This window comes from Halomonas nitroreducens, from assembly GCF_003966155.1.
GTDB lineage: Bacteria > Pseudomonadota > Gammaproteobacteria > Pseudomonadales > Halomonadaceae > Halomonas > Halomonas nitroreducens.
In genome coordinates, this window is record NZ_RXNS01000001.1 from 188,268 (window position 1) to 202,478 (window position 14,211).

The window sequence follows — 14,211 nt, forward strand, 5'->3', positions numbered from 1 at the left end:
CCTGAAGGCGAGAGGGTGACGCCGTCACCCTCAGTCTAGGGCGTTCAGCTGCAGAAGCGCTGGCAGGGCGCCCAGGTCTTCATCAGCAGGTAGTAGGTGAGGCCGGCCGGGATCAGGCTGGCGTACCAGGATACGGAAGAGAAGGTCAGGGCGACCACGGCACCCACGGCGGTAGCGATCAGTGCCGCGTGGTGCACGCCGCGATAGGGACCGTTCTCGTCGTAGAGCTTGCCAAGGTCCAGAGTGCGGCGGCGGATCAGGTAGTAGTCGACCACCAGGATGGCGAAGATCGGGCCGAGGAAGGCGGAGTAGGTCTGCACGAAGACCTGCAGGCCGGCGGCGGACTCGTCCTTGACCAGCTCCCAGGGGAAGGTGGCGAAGGCCAGCAGGCCGACGATCACGGTAGCGGTGCGGAACTTCAGCTTGAAGGCGTCCATCAGCACGTAAGTCGGCGGCACCACGTTGTTGAGCACGTTGGTGGTGACCTGGGCGAAGGCGATGAACAGCAGGGTGGTCATCAACAGCGGGGTGTTGTCCACGGCATTGGCGAACACCTGGATCGGGTCGGCGACGCCGGTGGCCTCGGAGACCATGTAGCCGATCAGCCCCATGAACAGGGTGCAGGGCAGGATCGACATGGCGTAGATGGTGGTCAGCAGGCCCGGACCGGTGCCCTCCTTGTGCTCGCGGGAATAGTCGCTGACGTTGAGCATCATGGTGCTGTAGATGCCCAGGAACAGCATGGTGGCGCCCCAGAAGGGCATGCCCCAGGAGCCTTCCATGGTCAGCATGCTGGCGGAGAGTTCGTCGCCGTAGCGCTGCACGGTGCTATAGAACATGTAGACCAGCGAGGCCAGGATGAAGGCGCTGCCGATGTTCTCGAGCCACTTGATGCCCTGGAAGCCCAGCACCGACAGGGCGATCTGGAGGAACTGGAAGGCGATGAAGAAGAAGATCAGGTTGTCGAAGCCGAACAGGGTCGCCGAGACCATGTTCAGGGCGCCGGCACCGATCCAGCTCTGAAAGCCGTACCAGACGATGGCCGGCACGGCACGCACCAGACCCGGCAGGCGGGTACCGGAAAAGCCGAAGGCACTGCGTGCCTGGACCATGAAGGGAATGCCGTACTTGTAGCCGGCGGCGCCATTCAGGGCCAGGGCGATGCCGATCACGAAACAGCCGATGGCGATCGCCAGCGTGGCCTGGAGCAGGTTCAGGGTGCCGACCACGCTGGAGCCCATGGTGAAGGTGCCGATGGAGACGCAGCCGCCGAACCAGGCCAGCAGGTAGGAGGTGCGCCCCATGATGCGGGTCTTCTGGGGGGCCAGCGATTCGCTGCCGGCCGCCTTGGTGTCATGGGGGCTGTCGTGGATCACCCCGGTATCATCGCCGGGGGCGGCGCGTGAAGTCGAGAGAGTCATGATGCAGTCCTCGCAAGATGGTGCGGTGATTGTGGTTGTTGTCCGGCCCGTTCAGGGCGCGGGGTCGCTTGCGGTATCGTGCTCGGGATGGACGCTGGGGGCGGCCGGCCCCTCAGCCGTCGGGGGCCAGCTCCGACAGGTGGGCGAAGCGGCCGGTAAAGGTCTTGGGACGGGGGAAGGCCAGGTCGCCGACCTTGCTGGTGCCGAGTCCCAGGCCGACCAGGGCCTCGCTGAGCTTGACCGCGGCCGTCACGCCCTCGACCACCGGCAGGCCCACGGCCTCGCTGATCTCGTCCGTCAGGTCGGCCATGCCGCCGCAACCCAGCACGATGGCCCCGATGCCATCCTCGTCGCGGGCGCGACGGCCCTCGTCGATGATCCGTGTGAGGGCGGCGTTGCCGTCGTCTTCCAGGTCGAGCACCGGGATCTCGGCGGCACGGACTCGGCGGCAGTGATGGCGGAAGCCGTACTGGTCGAGCAGATGCTCGGCGATGATGCCGGTGCGGCTCAGGGTGGTGACCACCGAGAAGCGGGTACTGATCAGGGCGGCCATGTGGAAGGCGGCCTCGGCGATGCCGACCACCGGGGCTCGAGTCAGCTCCCGGGCCGCCAGCAGCCCCGGGTCGCCGAAGCAGGCGATGATATAGGCATCCACCCGATCACGTTCGCCGGCCATGATTTCCTCGAGCACGCCCACGGTGCTGATGGCCTCGTCGAAATGGCTCTCGATGGAGACCGGGCCATGGGCCGGTTGGGTGGCGCTGATCACCGTCCCGGGGGCGGCGATCCCCTGGGCGGCGGTGGCGATGGTATCGGTCATGCCGCGGGTGGTGTTGGGATTGATGACGCGGATCTGCATGGGTGGCTCCGTTGGCGGTTATTCTTGTGAACAATGATTTTTTTCTTTGTACACAAAATAGTCGGGGGTGCCTCGAAAAATCAACCCATGACTTCAATGGCTCCCTCATGGAAATTCCATTGTTTAACAGTGAGTTAGGGGTGTACTAAGAAAAATTAACCAGTGCGATACACTGTATACAATAAATGAAGCTCAAATTCTCGGATATTTAAGACAGTTTATCGAGGTTAAGTGTATACACTGTGGTGTTCTGCCGGACGAATCGGCCTGCCAGGGCGGAGACTGCCCATGATGCCGGCCGCCATTGAGGGGTGAGGCATCGGCGGCCGGGTCCGGGGAAAGAAAGGATTGGCCGTGGGGATTGATTTTTTGTATACAAAGTACGAGGCTAAAGGCAGTCATCGGAAAGGGGGAGGGCGGCATGCGCCTGCTGATGCTTAACGGCAATACCAACACCGCCATGACCGACGCCATGGCCTCACGGGCCCGGGCCTTTCTCGGGAGTGCGGTCGAGGTCCACGCCGAGACGGCCGAGCAGGGCGTGGCCTATATCGCCTCACGTCGAGACTGTGCACTGGCCGGTGCCGCGCTGGTCGCGAGTCTCGAACGGCGCTCCAGGATCGAGCATGACGCCGTGCTGCTGGCCTGCTTCGGCGAGCCGGGGCTCGCCGCGGCCCGTGAGGCCTGCCCGGTACCCGTCACCGGCATGCTGGAGGCCTCCGTGCTGTCCGCCCTGCAGTTGGGGGAGCGCTTCTCGATCGTCACCCCCGGGCGGCGCTGGCCACGCATGATCGAGGACATCCTGCACGAGCTGGGGGCGTCGCGCCGTTGCCTGGGGATCTCCGCCGTGAACATCGACGACCTGGCCCTGCCCGCGCAGCGGGATCAGGCCCGGACAAGAGTCCAGTCGGCGGTGGCGGATCAGCAGGCGCGACTCGCCCCGGACGCCATCATTGTCGGCGGTGCCGCCTTCGCCGGCCTGGCCGCCGACCTGGCGGTAGGCCCCGACTGCCGGCTCGTGGATTCCCTGGACGCCGGTCTGGCTCAGAGCCTGGCGCTGATGCGCCTGGCGAGGGGCTGAAAGGCCATCCTTGAATATAGAATGGGCACACTCTATTCTATTTCTGTATACAGTTTATGTTGTTCATCCGGGGGCTCCTGCACCGTCGAGCGCTCAAAGAACAAGAAGGACGCATTGCCATGACCTCACCGACCCGCAACGACTATCCCCGCGACCTGATCGGCTATGGCCGCGATGTCCCGGCGGCCAACTGGCCCGGCAGGGCACGCATTGCCGTCCAGTTCGTGCTCAATTACGAGGAGGGCGGCGAGAACTGCGTGCTCCACGGCGACAATGGCTCCGAGCAGTTCCTCTCCGAGATCATCGGCGCCGAGTCCTACCCCGATCGCCACCTGAGCATGGAGTCGATCTACGAATACGGTTCCCGGGCGGGCGTGTGGCGGATCCTGCGCGAGTTCGAGCGTCGCGGCCTGCCGCTGACCGTGTTCGGTGTGGCCATGGCGCTGGAGCGCAACCCCGAGGTCGCCCTGGCCTTCAAGGAGCTCGGTCACGAGATCGCCTGCCATGGCTATCGCTGGATCCACTACCAGCAGGTGCCGGAGCACATCGAGCGCCAGCACATGCAACGGGCCATCGAGATCTTCCAGTCGCTGTACGGCGAGAAGCCGCTCGGTTGGTACACGGGACGTGACAGCCCCAATACGCGTCGCCTGGTGCTCGACGAGGGCAGCTTCCTCTACGACAGCGACTACTATGGTGATGACCTGCCGTTCTGGACCCGCGAGGAAGACAGCCAGGGGCGTGAGCACAGCCACCTGGTGGTGCCCTATACCCTGGACACCAACGATATGCGCTTCGCCGCGCCCCAGGGCTTCAACACCGCGGATCATTTCTTCACCTACCTGCGTGACGCCTTCGATGTCCTCTATGCGGAAGGCGAGGACACCCCGAAGATGCTTTCCGTGGGCATGCACTGCCGGCTGCTGGGACGCCCGGGGCGTTTCCGCGCCCTGCAGCGCTTCCTCGACCATATCGAGGCCCACGACCGCGTCTGGGTCACTCGCCGCATGGACATCGCCCGTCACTGGGCCGAGCACCATCCGGCACCCTGATTCCGCCGTTCCGACAGCCCGGGGTGGGCGGCGCGCCGCCTGTCCCGCTCCGCATTTTGGCATTGCCTGAAAAGTCGGCGAGCGAAGGCTAGACAAGGCAAGAAGCAGCGACAAATCGGCAGGGATTACCGATTTGGGCAGCTCAGTTGCTCGCAGAGCGAGCGATATGGAGGTCGCGAGTCAAAAGGCGGAGTTTTCGAGCTGTAAATGCGCACTTTGATCGGACTCGCCACCGAGCTGAGTTTTAACACGCCGTTTAGCCGAGCGCAGACACTTTTCAGACATTGCCCTCAGGAGGTTACATGCTCCAACTCGAAGCCCGTCCCCTGACCCCGGAGGCCTTCGCGCCCTTCGGCGACGTGATCGATACCCGCACGTCCGACTACTTTCACATCAATGCCGGTCGAACCCGTCGCTACCACGACCTGGCCAGGGTCGAGACCCTGGGCGAGCAGGGCCGGGCACTGATCAGCATCTTCGTCAGCCAGCCCGTCAGCGTGCCACTCGATCTGAACTTCCTGGAGCGCCATCCCCAGGGCAGCCAGGCCTTCGTGCCCATGCACGAGGAGCGCTTCCTGGTGGTGGTAGCGCCGCCCGGCGACGCCATCGCCCCCGAGAAGGTGCGTGCCTTCGTCACCGATGGCCGCCAGGGCGTGAACTATCGTGCCGGCACCTGGCATGCCATCCAGTCGGTGCTGGAAGGCGAGGGCGAGTTCCTGGTGGTCGACCGTGGCGGCGAGGGCAACAACTGCGACGAGATCCCCATCGATATCCGCGTGACCCTGCCGCAAGGCGAGGGCGTCGCGTCTACCAGCGAACAAGAGGCAACCCCATGACCCAGCGTCAGTACTACGCTCCCCAGGGCGGCCATCCCGGCCAGAAGGTGATGACCACCGACCGCGCGATGTTCACCGAGGCCTTCGCGGTCATTCCCAAGGGGGTGTATCGCGACATCGTCGCCAGCAAGCTGCCCCACTGGGAGAACACCCGCCTCTGGGTGCTGTCCCGCCCGCTGTCCGGCTTCGCCGAGACCTTCTCCCAGTACATCATGGAGGTGTCCCCCGGCGGCGGCAGCGAGCGGCCCGAGACTGACCCGGGCGCCGAGGGCGTGCTCTTCGTGGTGGAGGGCGAGATGGTGCTGACCCTGGCCGGCGAGAAGCACCGGATGGTCCCCGGCGGCTATGCCTTCATCCCGCCGGGCAGCGACTGGCAGCTGCGCAACGAGGCCGACGCCCCGGTGCGTTTCCACTGGATCCGCAAGGCCTACGAGTTCGTCGACGGTCTCGAGGTGCCCGAACCCTTCGTGGTCAACGAGAACGACATCGAGCCCTCGGTCATGCCGGACTGCAACGAGGTCTGGGCCACCACGCGCTTCGTCGACCCGGACGATCTGCGCCACGACATACACGTCAACATCGTGACCTTCCAGCCCGGCGGCGTGATTCCCTTCGACGAGACCCACGTGATGGAGCACGGCCTCTATGTGCTCGAGGGCAAGGCGGTCTACCATCTCAACCAGCAGTGGGTCGAGGTGGAGGCGGGCGACTACATGTGGCTGCGCGCCTTCTGCCCGCAGGCCTGCTATGCAGGCGGCCCGGGCCCCTTCCGCTACCTGCTGTACAAGGACGTCAACCGGCACATGGCGCTGCCCTACAGCAAGCGGCGCTGATCGGCCCCGGCACGGCAACGGCACACGACGACACCCGCCCTTCGGCGGGTGTCGTCGTGTTGGGGCGATGGCGCGGCGTCAGCCGCGATTGATATCGGTGATCGACTCGCCGGTGTGCTGGAAGGTGGTCAACAGACGCTTTGCAGCTGGCTGATGGGTTGAGCCTCGACGGCTTAGTGCCGGGCTGCGGTATCGCGCCCAGCGCTGGGTCGCCGGCCAGCAGGCCCGACTGGTCTTTGCCGGCATCGGTGAGGCGGTCCTGCACCTCGCTCCCTGAGATTGCATACGAACGTTTCATTCATGGGACACCGGCTAGCCCAATCGGGGGATTGTCTCGGCCCCTTGTGATTGAATTTATGGTAAATTTTTCCATTAACCCAAGATACTGTTATGGCTTGGGTATTTTTTGCCTGCTATCGACTGGAAATGTTTTCCAAAAGGTGTTGACGGTATTCCCGTGGCGGGTCTAGTCTCTGTATACAGAAATATTTTCCAAAGAATAAAAGCCACCAGTGGAGGAATCGCCATGGCTCGCATGACCGCTGCGGAAGCTGCCGTTCACGTGCTGCGCAAGGAAGGCATCGAGGTCGCCTTCGGGCTGCCCGGCGCCGCCATCAATCCCTTCTACGCCGCCATGCGCAAGGTCGGCGGCGTGGATCACGTGCTGGCACGCCACGTCGAGGGGGCCTCGCACATGGCCGAGGGCTATACCCGTACCCAGCCGGGCAACATCGGCGTGTGCATCGGTACCTCCGGCCCGGCGGGGACGGACATGATCACCGGGCTGTACTCGGCCTCCGCCGACTCCATCCCGATCCTGTGCATCACCGGCCAGGCGCCGGCCAGCAAGCTGCACAAGGAGGACTTCCAGGCGGTGGATATCCAGGCCATCGCCGGGCCGGTCACCAAGTGGGCCATCACCGTGCGGGAGCCGGCCCAGGTGCCGCGTGCCTTCCAGCAGGCTTTCCAGATCATGCGCAGCTCGCGCCCGGGCCCGGTGCTGCTCGACCTGCCCATCGACGTGCAGATGACCGAGATCGAGTTCGACCCGGACACCTACGAGCCGCTGCCGGCCTACAAGCCGACTGCCAGCCGCGCCCAGATCGAGAAGGCCCTGGGCATGCTCAACGAGGCCGACAAGCCGTTGCTGGTGGCCGGGGGCGGCATCATCAACGCCGACGCCAGCGACCTGCTCACCGAGTTCGCCGAGCTCACCGGCGTGCCGGTCATCCCGACCCTGATGGGCTGGGGCACCATCCCGGACGATCACGAGCTGATGGCCGGCATGGTCGGCCTGCAGACCTCGCATCGCTACGGCAACGCGACCCTGCTCGAGTCCGACTTCGTGATGGGCATCGGTAACCGCTGGGCCAACCGTCACACCGGCACGCTGGACACCTACACCGAGGGGCGCACGTTCGTCCACGTGGACATCGAGCCGACCCAGATTGGCCGCATCTTCGGGCCGGACTATGGCATCGTCTCCGACGCCAAGGCGGCGCTCGAGCTGTTCGTCGAGGTGGCCAGGGAGTGGCAGGCCGCGGGCAGGCTCAAGGATCGCCGCGCCTGGGCCGAGGAGTGCCAGGAGCGCAAGCGCACCCTGCTGCGCAAGACCCATTTCGACAACGTGCCGGTCAAGCCGCAGCGCGTGTACGAGGAGATGAACAAGGCGTTCGGCAAGAACACCCGCTATATCAGCACCATCGGCCTGTCGCAGATCGCCGGCGCCCAGTTCCTGCACGTCTACAAGCCGCGCCACTGGATCAACTGCGGCCAGGCGGGCCCGCTGGGCTGGACCATCCCGGCCGCGCTCGGGGTGCGTCGCGCCGACCCGGAGGCCGATATCGTCGCGCTGTCCGGCGATTATGATTTCCAGTTCATGGTCGAGGAATTGGCCGTGGGCGCGCAGTTCAACCTGCCCTACATCCACGTGCTGGTGAACAACTCCTACCTGGGACTGATCCGCCAGGCCCAGCGCGGCTTCGACATGGACTATCAGGTGCAGCTGTCGTTCGAGAACATCAACTGCCCGGAGATCAACGGCTATGGCGTGGACCACGTCTCGGTGGTCGAGGGCCTGGGCTGCAAGGCGATCCGTGTCACCGAGCCCGACCAGATCGGCCCGGCCTTCGCCGAGGCCCGCGAGCTGATGAAGCAGCACCGCGTGCCGGTGGTGGTCGAGGTGATCCTGGAGCGCGTGACCAACATCTCCATGGGCACCGACCTGGCCGGCATCAACGAGTTCGAGGAGCTGGCCGAGAACGTGGCCGACGCGCCGAGCTCCATCGCCGCCCTGCGCTGAGGACGGCTGCCGTCCGGCCGTCGGTGGGGACCGGTGGCCGGGCGGCCCGAGACGCACGCTGACATACACGAGAAGACACAGGGAGATTCACATGGCCAAGTTTGCCGCCAATCTCAGCATGCTGTTCACCGAGGTCGACTTCCTCGATCGCTTCCAGGCCGCCGCCGCGGCCGGCTTCAAGGGCGTGGAGTACCTCTTTCCGTACGACTTCGAGGCCGCCGAGATCAAGCAGCGCCTCGACGACAATGGCCTGACCCAGGTGCTGTTCAACCTGCCGGCCGGCGACTGGGGCGCCGGCGAGCGCGGCATCGCCTGCCATCCGGATCGCGTCGAGGAGTTCCGTGCCGGCGTCGACCGTGCCATCGAGTACGCCAAGGTGCTCGGCAACACCCAGGTCAACTGCCTGGCCGGCATCAAGCCGGAGGGCGTCAGCGATGACGAGGCCCGACAGACCCTGGTCGACAACCTGCGCTTCGCCGCCGACAAGCTGAAGGCCGCGGGCATCCTGCTGATCGCCGAGCCGATCAACACCCGCGACATCCCGGGCTTCTTTCTCAATCGCACCGCTCAGGCCCTGGCGCTCTTCGACGAGGTGGGCAGCGACAACCTGAAGCTGCAATACGACATCTATCACATGCAGATCATGGAAGGGGATCTCGCCCCGACCATCGAGAAGCACATTGATCGCATCGCCCACGTGCAGCTGGCCGACAACCCGGGCCGCCACGAGCCGGGCACCGGCGAGATCAACTATCCCTTCCTGTTCGCCCACCTCGATCGCCTGGGCTACCAGGGCTGGATCGGCTGCGAGTACAAGCCGGCCGGGTCCACCCAGGAGGGGCTGGGCTGGCTGGATGCCGTAAAAGGCTGAACATTGAAGATAGAAAGGGGCGCCGGGACAGGTCCGTGGTCGGGATGAGCTACCCCGGCGTCAAGACGCCGCGAGGGCGCTGTGACCCCCTCCCTGGGCGTAGGACCCTCGCTTCGTCTTGCCCCCGGCGCTCATCCCTAGGAGCCCTGAGCGACACTTTCTGCACGACGACGAATACTCACGACCCAACGTCAGCAAGTAATGTGACAGGAGAATCATCATGAGCAAGATCGGCTTTATCGGACTGGGCATCATGGGTCGCCCCATGGCGGGCCACCTGCTGGACGCCGACCACGAACTGACCACCGTCAAGCGCGGCACCCTGGACGAGACCCTGGCCGCCAAGGGCATGCTGGAACTCGACGGTCCCAAGGCGGTCGCCGAGGCCTCCGAGGTGATCATCACCATGGTGCCGGACACCCCCGACGTCGAGCAGGTACTGTTCGGCGAGGGCGGTGTCATCGAGGGCCTCCAGCCCGGTACCCTGGTGATCGACATGAGCTCGATCGCCCCGCTGGCCACCCAGGAATTCGCCAAGCGCATCACCGAGGCCGGCGGCGAGTACGTCGACGCCCCGGTCTCCGGCGGCGAGGGCGGCGCCATCAACGCGGCCCTGACCATCATGGTCGGTGCCACCCAGGAAGGCTTCGAGCGCGCCAGGCCGCTGCTCGAGATCATGGGCAAGACCATCACCCATATCGGCGATCACGGCGCCGGCCAGACCTGCAAGGTGGCCAACCAGATCGTCGTCGCCCTGACCATCGAGGCCGTCTCCGAGGGGCTGCTGTTCGCCTCCCGGGCGGGTGCCGACGTGGCCAAGGTCCGCGAGTCCCTGCTCGGCGGCCTGGCCCAGTCGAAGATCCTCGATGTTCATGGCGAGCGCATGATCAACCGCACCTTCGATCCGGGCTTCAAGATCAAGCTGCATCAGAAGGACCTCAACCTGGCGTTGGAAGGCGCGCGAAGCCTCAATCTCGCGCTGCCCGGTACCGCCAATGCCCAGCAGCTGTTCCAGGCCTGCGTCGCCCACGGCGGCGGCGACTGGGATCACGCCGGCATCGCCCGTGCCCTGGAACAGCTCGCCGACCACGAGATCGGCAGCCGCTGAGTCCGTGCCGCCGGCCATCATGGGTGGCCGGCGGAGGACAGGGGAGGTGACTGCTCCCTGATGGCAGGCGTCGGGTCGTCGTCTGCCGGGGTCGTCGATTGACGGCCCCTTGCCCGGTGTCGAGTCTTCCCCTGTAGCCCCCTGGTTCGTCACCGGGCCCTTTTTCGAAGGAGACCCCCGAATGAATGCCCTTTCCCCCCTGCTTTCCCGCGAGCGGCCCGAGGCAGCGCGTGCCTGGCTGAGGCGCCTGGGCGAGACCGCCGTCTCGGCCGTGCATCCCGATACGCTGCTGCCCGACCGGCTGCCCGATCCCCCGGTCGGCCGCACCCTGGTAGTAGGGGCCGGCAAGGCGGCGGCAGCCATGGCGGCTGCCCTGGAACGCGCCTGGCAGCTGCGCCATCCCCAGGCGCCGCTGTCCGGCCTGGTGGTGACCCGCTACGGCCATGGCGCCGAGTGTCGCCATATCGAGGTTCTCGAGGCCTCGCACCCCATGCCCGATGACCTGAGCGAGCAGGCCGCCCGGCGGATGCTCGAGGCCGTCGAGGACCTGGGCGAGGACGATCTGGTCATCGCCCTGATCTCCGGCGGCGGGTCGGCGCTGATGACCCTGCCCGCGCCCGGCATCCAGCTTGCCGAGAAGCAGGCCATCAACAAGGCGCTGCTGAGAAGCGGGGCGCCGATCCGCGAGATCAACACCGTGCGCCGGCACCTGTCGGCCATCAAGGGCGGCCGGCTGGCGGCCGCCGCTCACCCGGCCCGGGTGCTGACCTGGCTGATCTCCGACGTGCCCGGCGACGAGGCCTCACTGATCGCCTCCGGCCCGACCTTGCCCGACGCCAGCACCCCCGCCGAGGCCCTGGCGATTCTCGAGCGCCACGACATCGAGATCTCGGACGCGGTGCGCCGTCAGCTGGAGGCCAATACCGAGGCGCCGCGCCCCGATGATCCGGCCTTCGCCCGGGACCAGAGCGAGATTCTGGCTCGCGCCCGCGACGCCCTGACGGCCGGGCAGGTTGCCGCCGAGAGCGATGGCGTCGAGGTGCGCCTGCTGGGCGACGACCTCGAGGGCGAGGCCCGCGAGCTGGGCCGTGCCCAGGGCCGCATGGCGCTGTCCGCCCAGGATGGCCTGGAACGGCCGCTGCTGATCCTGTCGGGCGGCGAGACCAGTGTGACGGTCACCGGCGACGGCCGCGGCGGCCGCAATGTCGAGTTCCTGCTTGGCCTGTTCGCCACCCTCGAGGGCGCCGAGGGCATCCATGCCCTGGCCATCGATACCGACGGCATCGACGGCTCCGAGGACAATGCCGGGGCCGTCTTCGGACCGGGCTGCTGGACGCGCATGCGCTCGCTGGGCCTTGACCCGGACGCCTATCTGTCACGCAATGATGCGTATACTTTCTTCGAGGCGCTGGACGACCTGATCATGACCGGGCCGACGCGCACCAACGTCAACGATTTTCGTGCCATCCTGGTACTGCCGAGGAACTCATGACGACACTGCCGCCCCATGCCCCGATCCACGAGCCGATCCGCCGCACCAAGATCGTCGCCACCCTGGGCCCCGCCAGCGACCGGGAGGGCGTGCTCGAGCAGATGATCGCCGCCGGCGTCGACGTGGTGCGCCTCAACTTCTCCCACGGCTCGGCGGACGACCACCGCCGCCGGCTGGCCGCGGTGCGCGAGATCGCCGCCCGCCAGGGCCGTAGCGTCGCCGCCCTGGGCGACCTCCAGGGGCCCAAGATCCGCATCGCCCGTTTCCGTGACGGCGCCGTCGAGCTCGCCGAGGGCGCGCCCTTCGTGATCGACGTGGCCCTCGACGGCGAGGCCGGCGACGCCGAGCGGGTCGGCTGCGACTACAAGGCGCTGGCCGACGACGTGGCCGCCGGCGACCGCCTGCTGCTCGACGACGGCCGGGTGGTGCTCGACGTCGCCCGGGTCGACGGCAGCGCCATCCACACCCGCGTGGTGGTGGGCGGTGCCCTGTCCAACAACAAGGGCATCAACAAGCAGGGCGGCGGCCTCTCGGCGCCGGCGCTGACCGACAAGGACAAGGCCGACCTGGAGACCGCCATCGCCATCGGCGTGGACTACCTGGCGGTGTCCTTCCCGCGCCATGCCGCCGACATGCGCGAGGCCCGTGAGCTGCTCGGCGAGGCCGGCCGTGAGATCGGCCTGGTGGCCAAGCTCGAGCGTGCCGAGGCGGTGGCCGACGACGCCACCCTCGACGGCATCATCGAAGCCAGCGAGGCGGTGATGGTGGCCCGCGGCGATCTCGGCGTGGAGATCGGCGACGCGGCGCTGATCGGCACCCAGAAGCGCATCATCAAGCACGCCCGGACCCTGAACCGCGCGGTGATCACCGCCACCCAGATGATGGAGTCGATGATCGAGGCGCCGCTGCCCACCCGGGCCGAGGTGTTCGACGTGGCCAATGCCGTGCTCGACGCTACCGACGCGGTGATGCTCTCCGCCGAGACCGCCGCCGGCGACTTCCCGGTGGAGACCGTGGAAGCCATGGCCCGGGTCTGCCTGGGCGCCGAGCGCGAGCGCAGTGCCCAGGAATCCGGCCACCGCATCCACGAGGGCTTCTCCCGGATCGACGAGACCATCGCCCTGTCGGCGATGTATGCCGCCAACCACCTGACCGGGGTAGCGGCGATCGCCTGCATGACGGCCACCGGCTACACGCCGCTGATCGCCTCGCGGATCCGCTCCGGGCTGCCGATCGTCGGGCTGGCCCACAACCCCGTCGCCCAGCGGCGCATGGCGTTGTACCGTGGTGTCATCTCGCTGCCCTTCGACACCAGTGAGATGGGGGCCACCGAGCTCAACGACCGCGCCCTGGCGCGGCTGGTGGCACAGGGCATTGCCGAGCCGGGGGATCACGTGATCCTGACCCGCGGCGATCACATGAACGCCCACGGGGGCACCAATACCCTGAAGATCCTGGACGTGACGGCCGAGCACCAGGAACGCTGAGGGATGGCCGTTCTCTTGTATACAAAATGTAGCCATGGTGTGGCCAGATAGCGTGAAACATGCGATGGTTCTCTCAGGACCACGCGGAGAGACATGCCATGAACAATGCCTGGCACACCGAGATGCTGGCAGAGGCCAAGGCCGGGGGACGCGTCAGCGACCGGGATATCGTCGACAAGGTGCGCCGAGCGGTGCTGATGCAGCGCCTGCCCCCGGGTACCAAGCTGCCCGAGGTGACGCTGGGGGAGGTCTTCGGTGTCAGCCGGTCGGTGGTGCGCAAGGCCCTGACCCGCCTGGCGTCCGAGCACGTCATCGACCAGCGTCCCAACCAGGTGGCTCGGGTCCGCGCCCCGAGCATCGAGGAAACCCGCGAGACCTTCGATGCGCGGCGCCTGGTGGAGGGCGAGGTGGTGGCCCTGCTGGCCGGCCGGCTCCCGGCCGAGGCCATGGCCGCCCTGTCCGAGCAGGCACGCGGCGAGGTCGCGGCCTTCGAGCGGGGCGACGAGCCGGCGCGGATCGAGCACTCCCTGACCCTGCACCACCTGCTGGCCGAGCATTCGCCCAACCGCGTGCTGGGCGCGATGCTCACCGATCTGGTGCTGCGCACCTCCATCGTCATCGCCCTCTACAAGCGCGCCGGCCTGGCCTCCTGCTATCTCGCGGGGGACCATACCCGGCTGCTGGCCCATCTGGAAGCCGGGGACGCCGAGGCGGCCCGTGGCGATATCCACGACCATCTGAACGGCCTCGAGGCATTGCTCGACCTGAGTCCCCGGGAAGCCCGTATCGATCTCAAGTCGATCCTGGGCCGCGCCACCGAACAGGCCTGATTGGGGTCATGCCGGTGCCGGGTTCCCCGGCGGGCGCCT

12 protein-coding genes are annotated in these 14,211 nt (G+C 66.7%); 10 read left to right on the forward strand and 2 right to left on the reverse strand.

The genetic code is table 11. The annotated features are described in order from the left end of the window. Positions 1-44 precede the first annotated feature (44 nt). Positions 45-1,421 (reverse strand): NCS1 family transporter, encoded by a 1,377-nt coding sequence (locus tag EKG36_RS00765; RefSeq protein WP_185827439.1) that lies wholly within the window; start codon positions 1,419-1,421, stop codon positions 45-47. A 112-nt stretch (positions 1,422-1,533) separates the two neighbouring features. Then, positions 1,534-2,280, reverse strand: a complete 747-nt coding sequence (locus EKG36_RS00770) for an aspartate/glutamate racemase family protein (RefSeq protein ID WP_126480015.1) — start codon at positions 2,278-2,280, stop codon at positions 1,534-1,536. Positions 2,281-2,701: 421 nt separating this feature from the next. On the opposite strand from EKG36_RS00770, the gene EKG36_RS00775 reads away from it, so the two are divergent. From EKG36_RS00775 to EKG36_RS00820, 10 genes are all read left to right on the forward strand, one after another. Then, the gene (locus EKG36_RS00775; RefSeq protein ID WP_126480017.1) at positions 2,702-3,361 is read left to right on the forward strand and encodes an aspartate/glutamate racemase family protein; all 660 of its coding nucleotides are present in this window, start codon (positions 2,702-2,704) and stop codon (positions 3,359-3,361) included. 119 nt (positions 3,362-3,480) lie between these two features. Then, on the forward strand, positions 3,481-4,413 hold the full coding sequence (puuE, locus tag EKG36_RS00780; protein ID WP_126480019.1) for an allantoinase PuuE: 933 nt from the start codon (positions 3,481-3,483) through the stop codon (positions 4,411-4,413). A 302-nt stretch (positions 4,414-4,715) separates the two neighbouring features. After that, entirely contained in the window at positions 4,716-5,249 is a 534-nt protein-coding gene (locus tag EKG36_RS00785) for an ureidoglycolate lyase (protein ID WP_126480020.1), read from the forward strand. Beyond that, complete coding sequence (locus EKG36_RS00790) at positions 5,246-6,082, forward strand: bifunctional allantoicase/(S)-ureidoglycine aminohydrolase (protein WP_126480022.1); 837 nt, start codon at positions 5,246-5,248, stop codon at positions 6,080-6,082. Before EKG36_RS00785 ends, EKG36_RS00790 begins: the two co-directional genes overlap by 4 nt. A 526-nt stretch (positions 6,083-6,608) precedes the next feature. Beyond that, positions 6,609-8,384, forward strand: coding sequence for a glyoxylate carboligase (gene gcl, locus EKG36_RS00795; RefSeq protein ID WP_126480024.1), 1,776 nt, complete (start codon positions 6,609-6,611; stop codon positions 8,382-8,384). A gap of 91 nt (positions 8,385-8,475) precedes the next feature. Continuing rightward, positions 8,476-9,255 (forward strand): hydroxypyruvate isomerase, encoded by a 780-nt coding sequence (hyi, locus tag EKG36_RS00800; RefSeq protein ID WP_126480026.1) that lies wholly within the window; start codon positions 8,476-8,478, stop codon positions 9,253-9,255. A gap of 220 nt (positions 9,256-9,475) precedes the next feature. Further along, a complete protein-coding gene (locus tag EKG36_RS00805) occupies positions 9,476-10,363 on the forward strand; it encodes a 2-hydroxy-3-oxopropionate reductase (RefSeq protein WP_126480028.1) in 888 nt (295 codons plus the stop codon). A 181-nt stretch (positions 10,364-10,544) separates the two neighbouring features. Next, positions 10,545-11,855: a glycerate kinase type-2 family protein gene (locus EKG36_RS00810; RefSeq protein ID WP_126480030.1), complete on the forward strand. Its 1,311-nt coding sequence runs from the start codon at positions 10,545-10,547 to the stop codon at positions 11,853-11,855. After that, entirely contained in the window at positions 11,852-13,342 is a 1,491-nt protein-coding gene (gene pyk / locus EKG36_RS00815; protein WP_126480032.1) for a pyruvate kinase, read from the forward strand. The genes EKG36_RS00810 and pyk overlap by 4 nt, the downstream gene beginning before the upstream one ends. Before the next feature lie 98 nt (positions 13,343-13,440). Further along, entirely contained in the window at positions 13,441-14,172 is a 732-nt protein-coding gene (locus EKG36_RS00820; RefSeq protein WP_126480034.1) for a GntR family transcriptional regulator, read from the forward strand. Positions 14,173-14,211 lie beyond the last annotated feature (39 nt).

Bases quoted from the DNA above. Each gene is read 5' to 3' on its own strand.
- EKG36_RS00765 (WP_185827439.1), bottom strand. From the start codon at position 1,421: ATGACTCTCTCGACTTCACGCGCCGCCCCCGGCGATGATACCGGGGTG.
- EKG36_RS00810 (WP_126480030.1), top strand. From the start codon at position 10,545: ATGAATGCCCTTTCCCCCCTGCTTTCCCGCGAGCGGCCCGAGGCAGCG.
- hyi (WP_126480026.1), top strand. From the start codon at position 8,476: ATGGCCAAGTTTGCCGCCAATCTCAGCATGCTGTTCACCGAGGTCGAC.
- EKG36_RS00805 (WP_126480028.1), top strand. From the start codon at position 9,476: ATGAGCAAGATCGGCTTTATCGGACTGGGCATCATGGGTCGCCCCATG.
- EKG36_RS00790 (WP_126480022.1), top strand. From the start codon at position 5,246: ATGACCCAGCGTCAGTACTACGCTCCCCAGGGCGGCCATCCCGGCCAG.
- pyk (WP_126480032.1), top strand. From the start codon at position 11,852: ATGACGACACTGCCGCCCCATGCCCCGATCCACGAGCCGATCCGCCGC.
- EKG36_RS00785 (WP_126480020.1), top strand. From the start codon at position 4,716: ATGCTCCAACTCGAAGCCCGTCCCCTGACCCCGGAGGCCTTCGCGCCC.
- puuE (WP_126480019.1), top strand. From the start codon at position 3,481: ATGACCTCACCGACCCGCAACGACTATCCCCGCGACCTGATCGGCTAT.
- gcl (WP_126480024.1), top strand. From the start codon at position 6,609: ATGGCTCGCATGACCGCTGCGGAAGCTGCCGTTCACGTGCTGCGCAAG.
- EKG36_RS00820 (WP_126480034.1), top strand. From the start codon at position 13,441: ATGAACAATGCCTGGCACACCGAGATGCTGGCAGAGGCCAAGGCCGGG.
- EKG36_RS00775 (WP_126480017.1), top strand. From the start codon at position 2,702: ATGCGCCTGCTGATGCTTAACGGCAATACCAACACCGCCATGACCGAC.
- EKG36_RS00770 (WP_126480015.1), bottom strand. From the start codon at position 2,280: ATGCAGATCCGCGTCATCAATCCCAACACCACCCGCGGCATGACCGAT.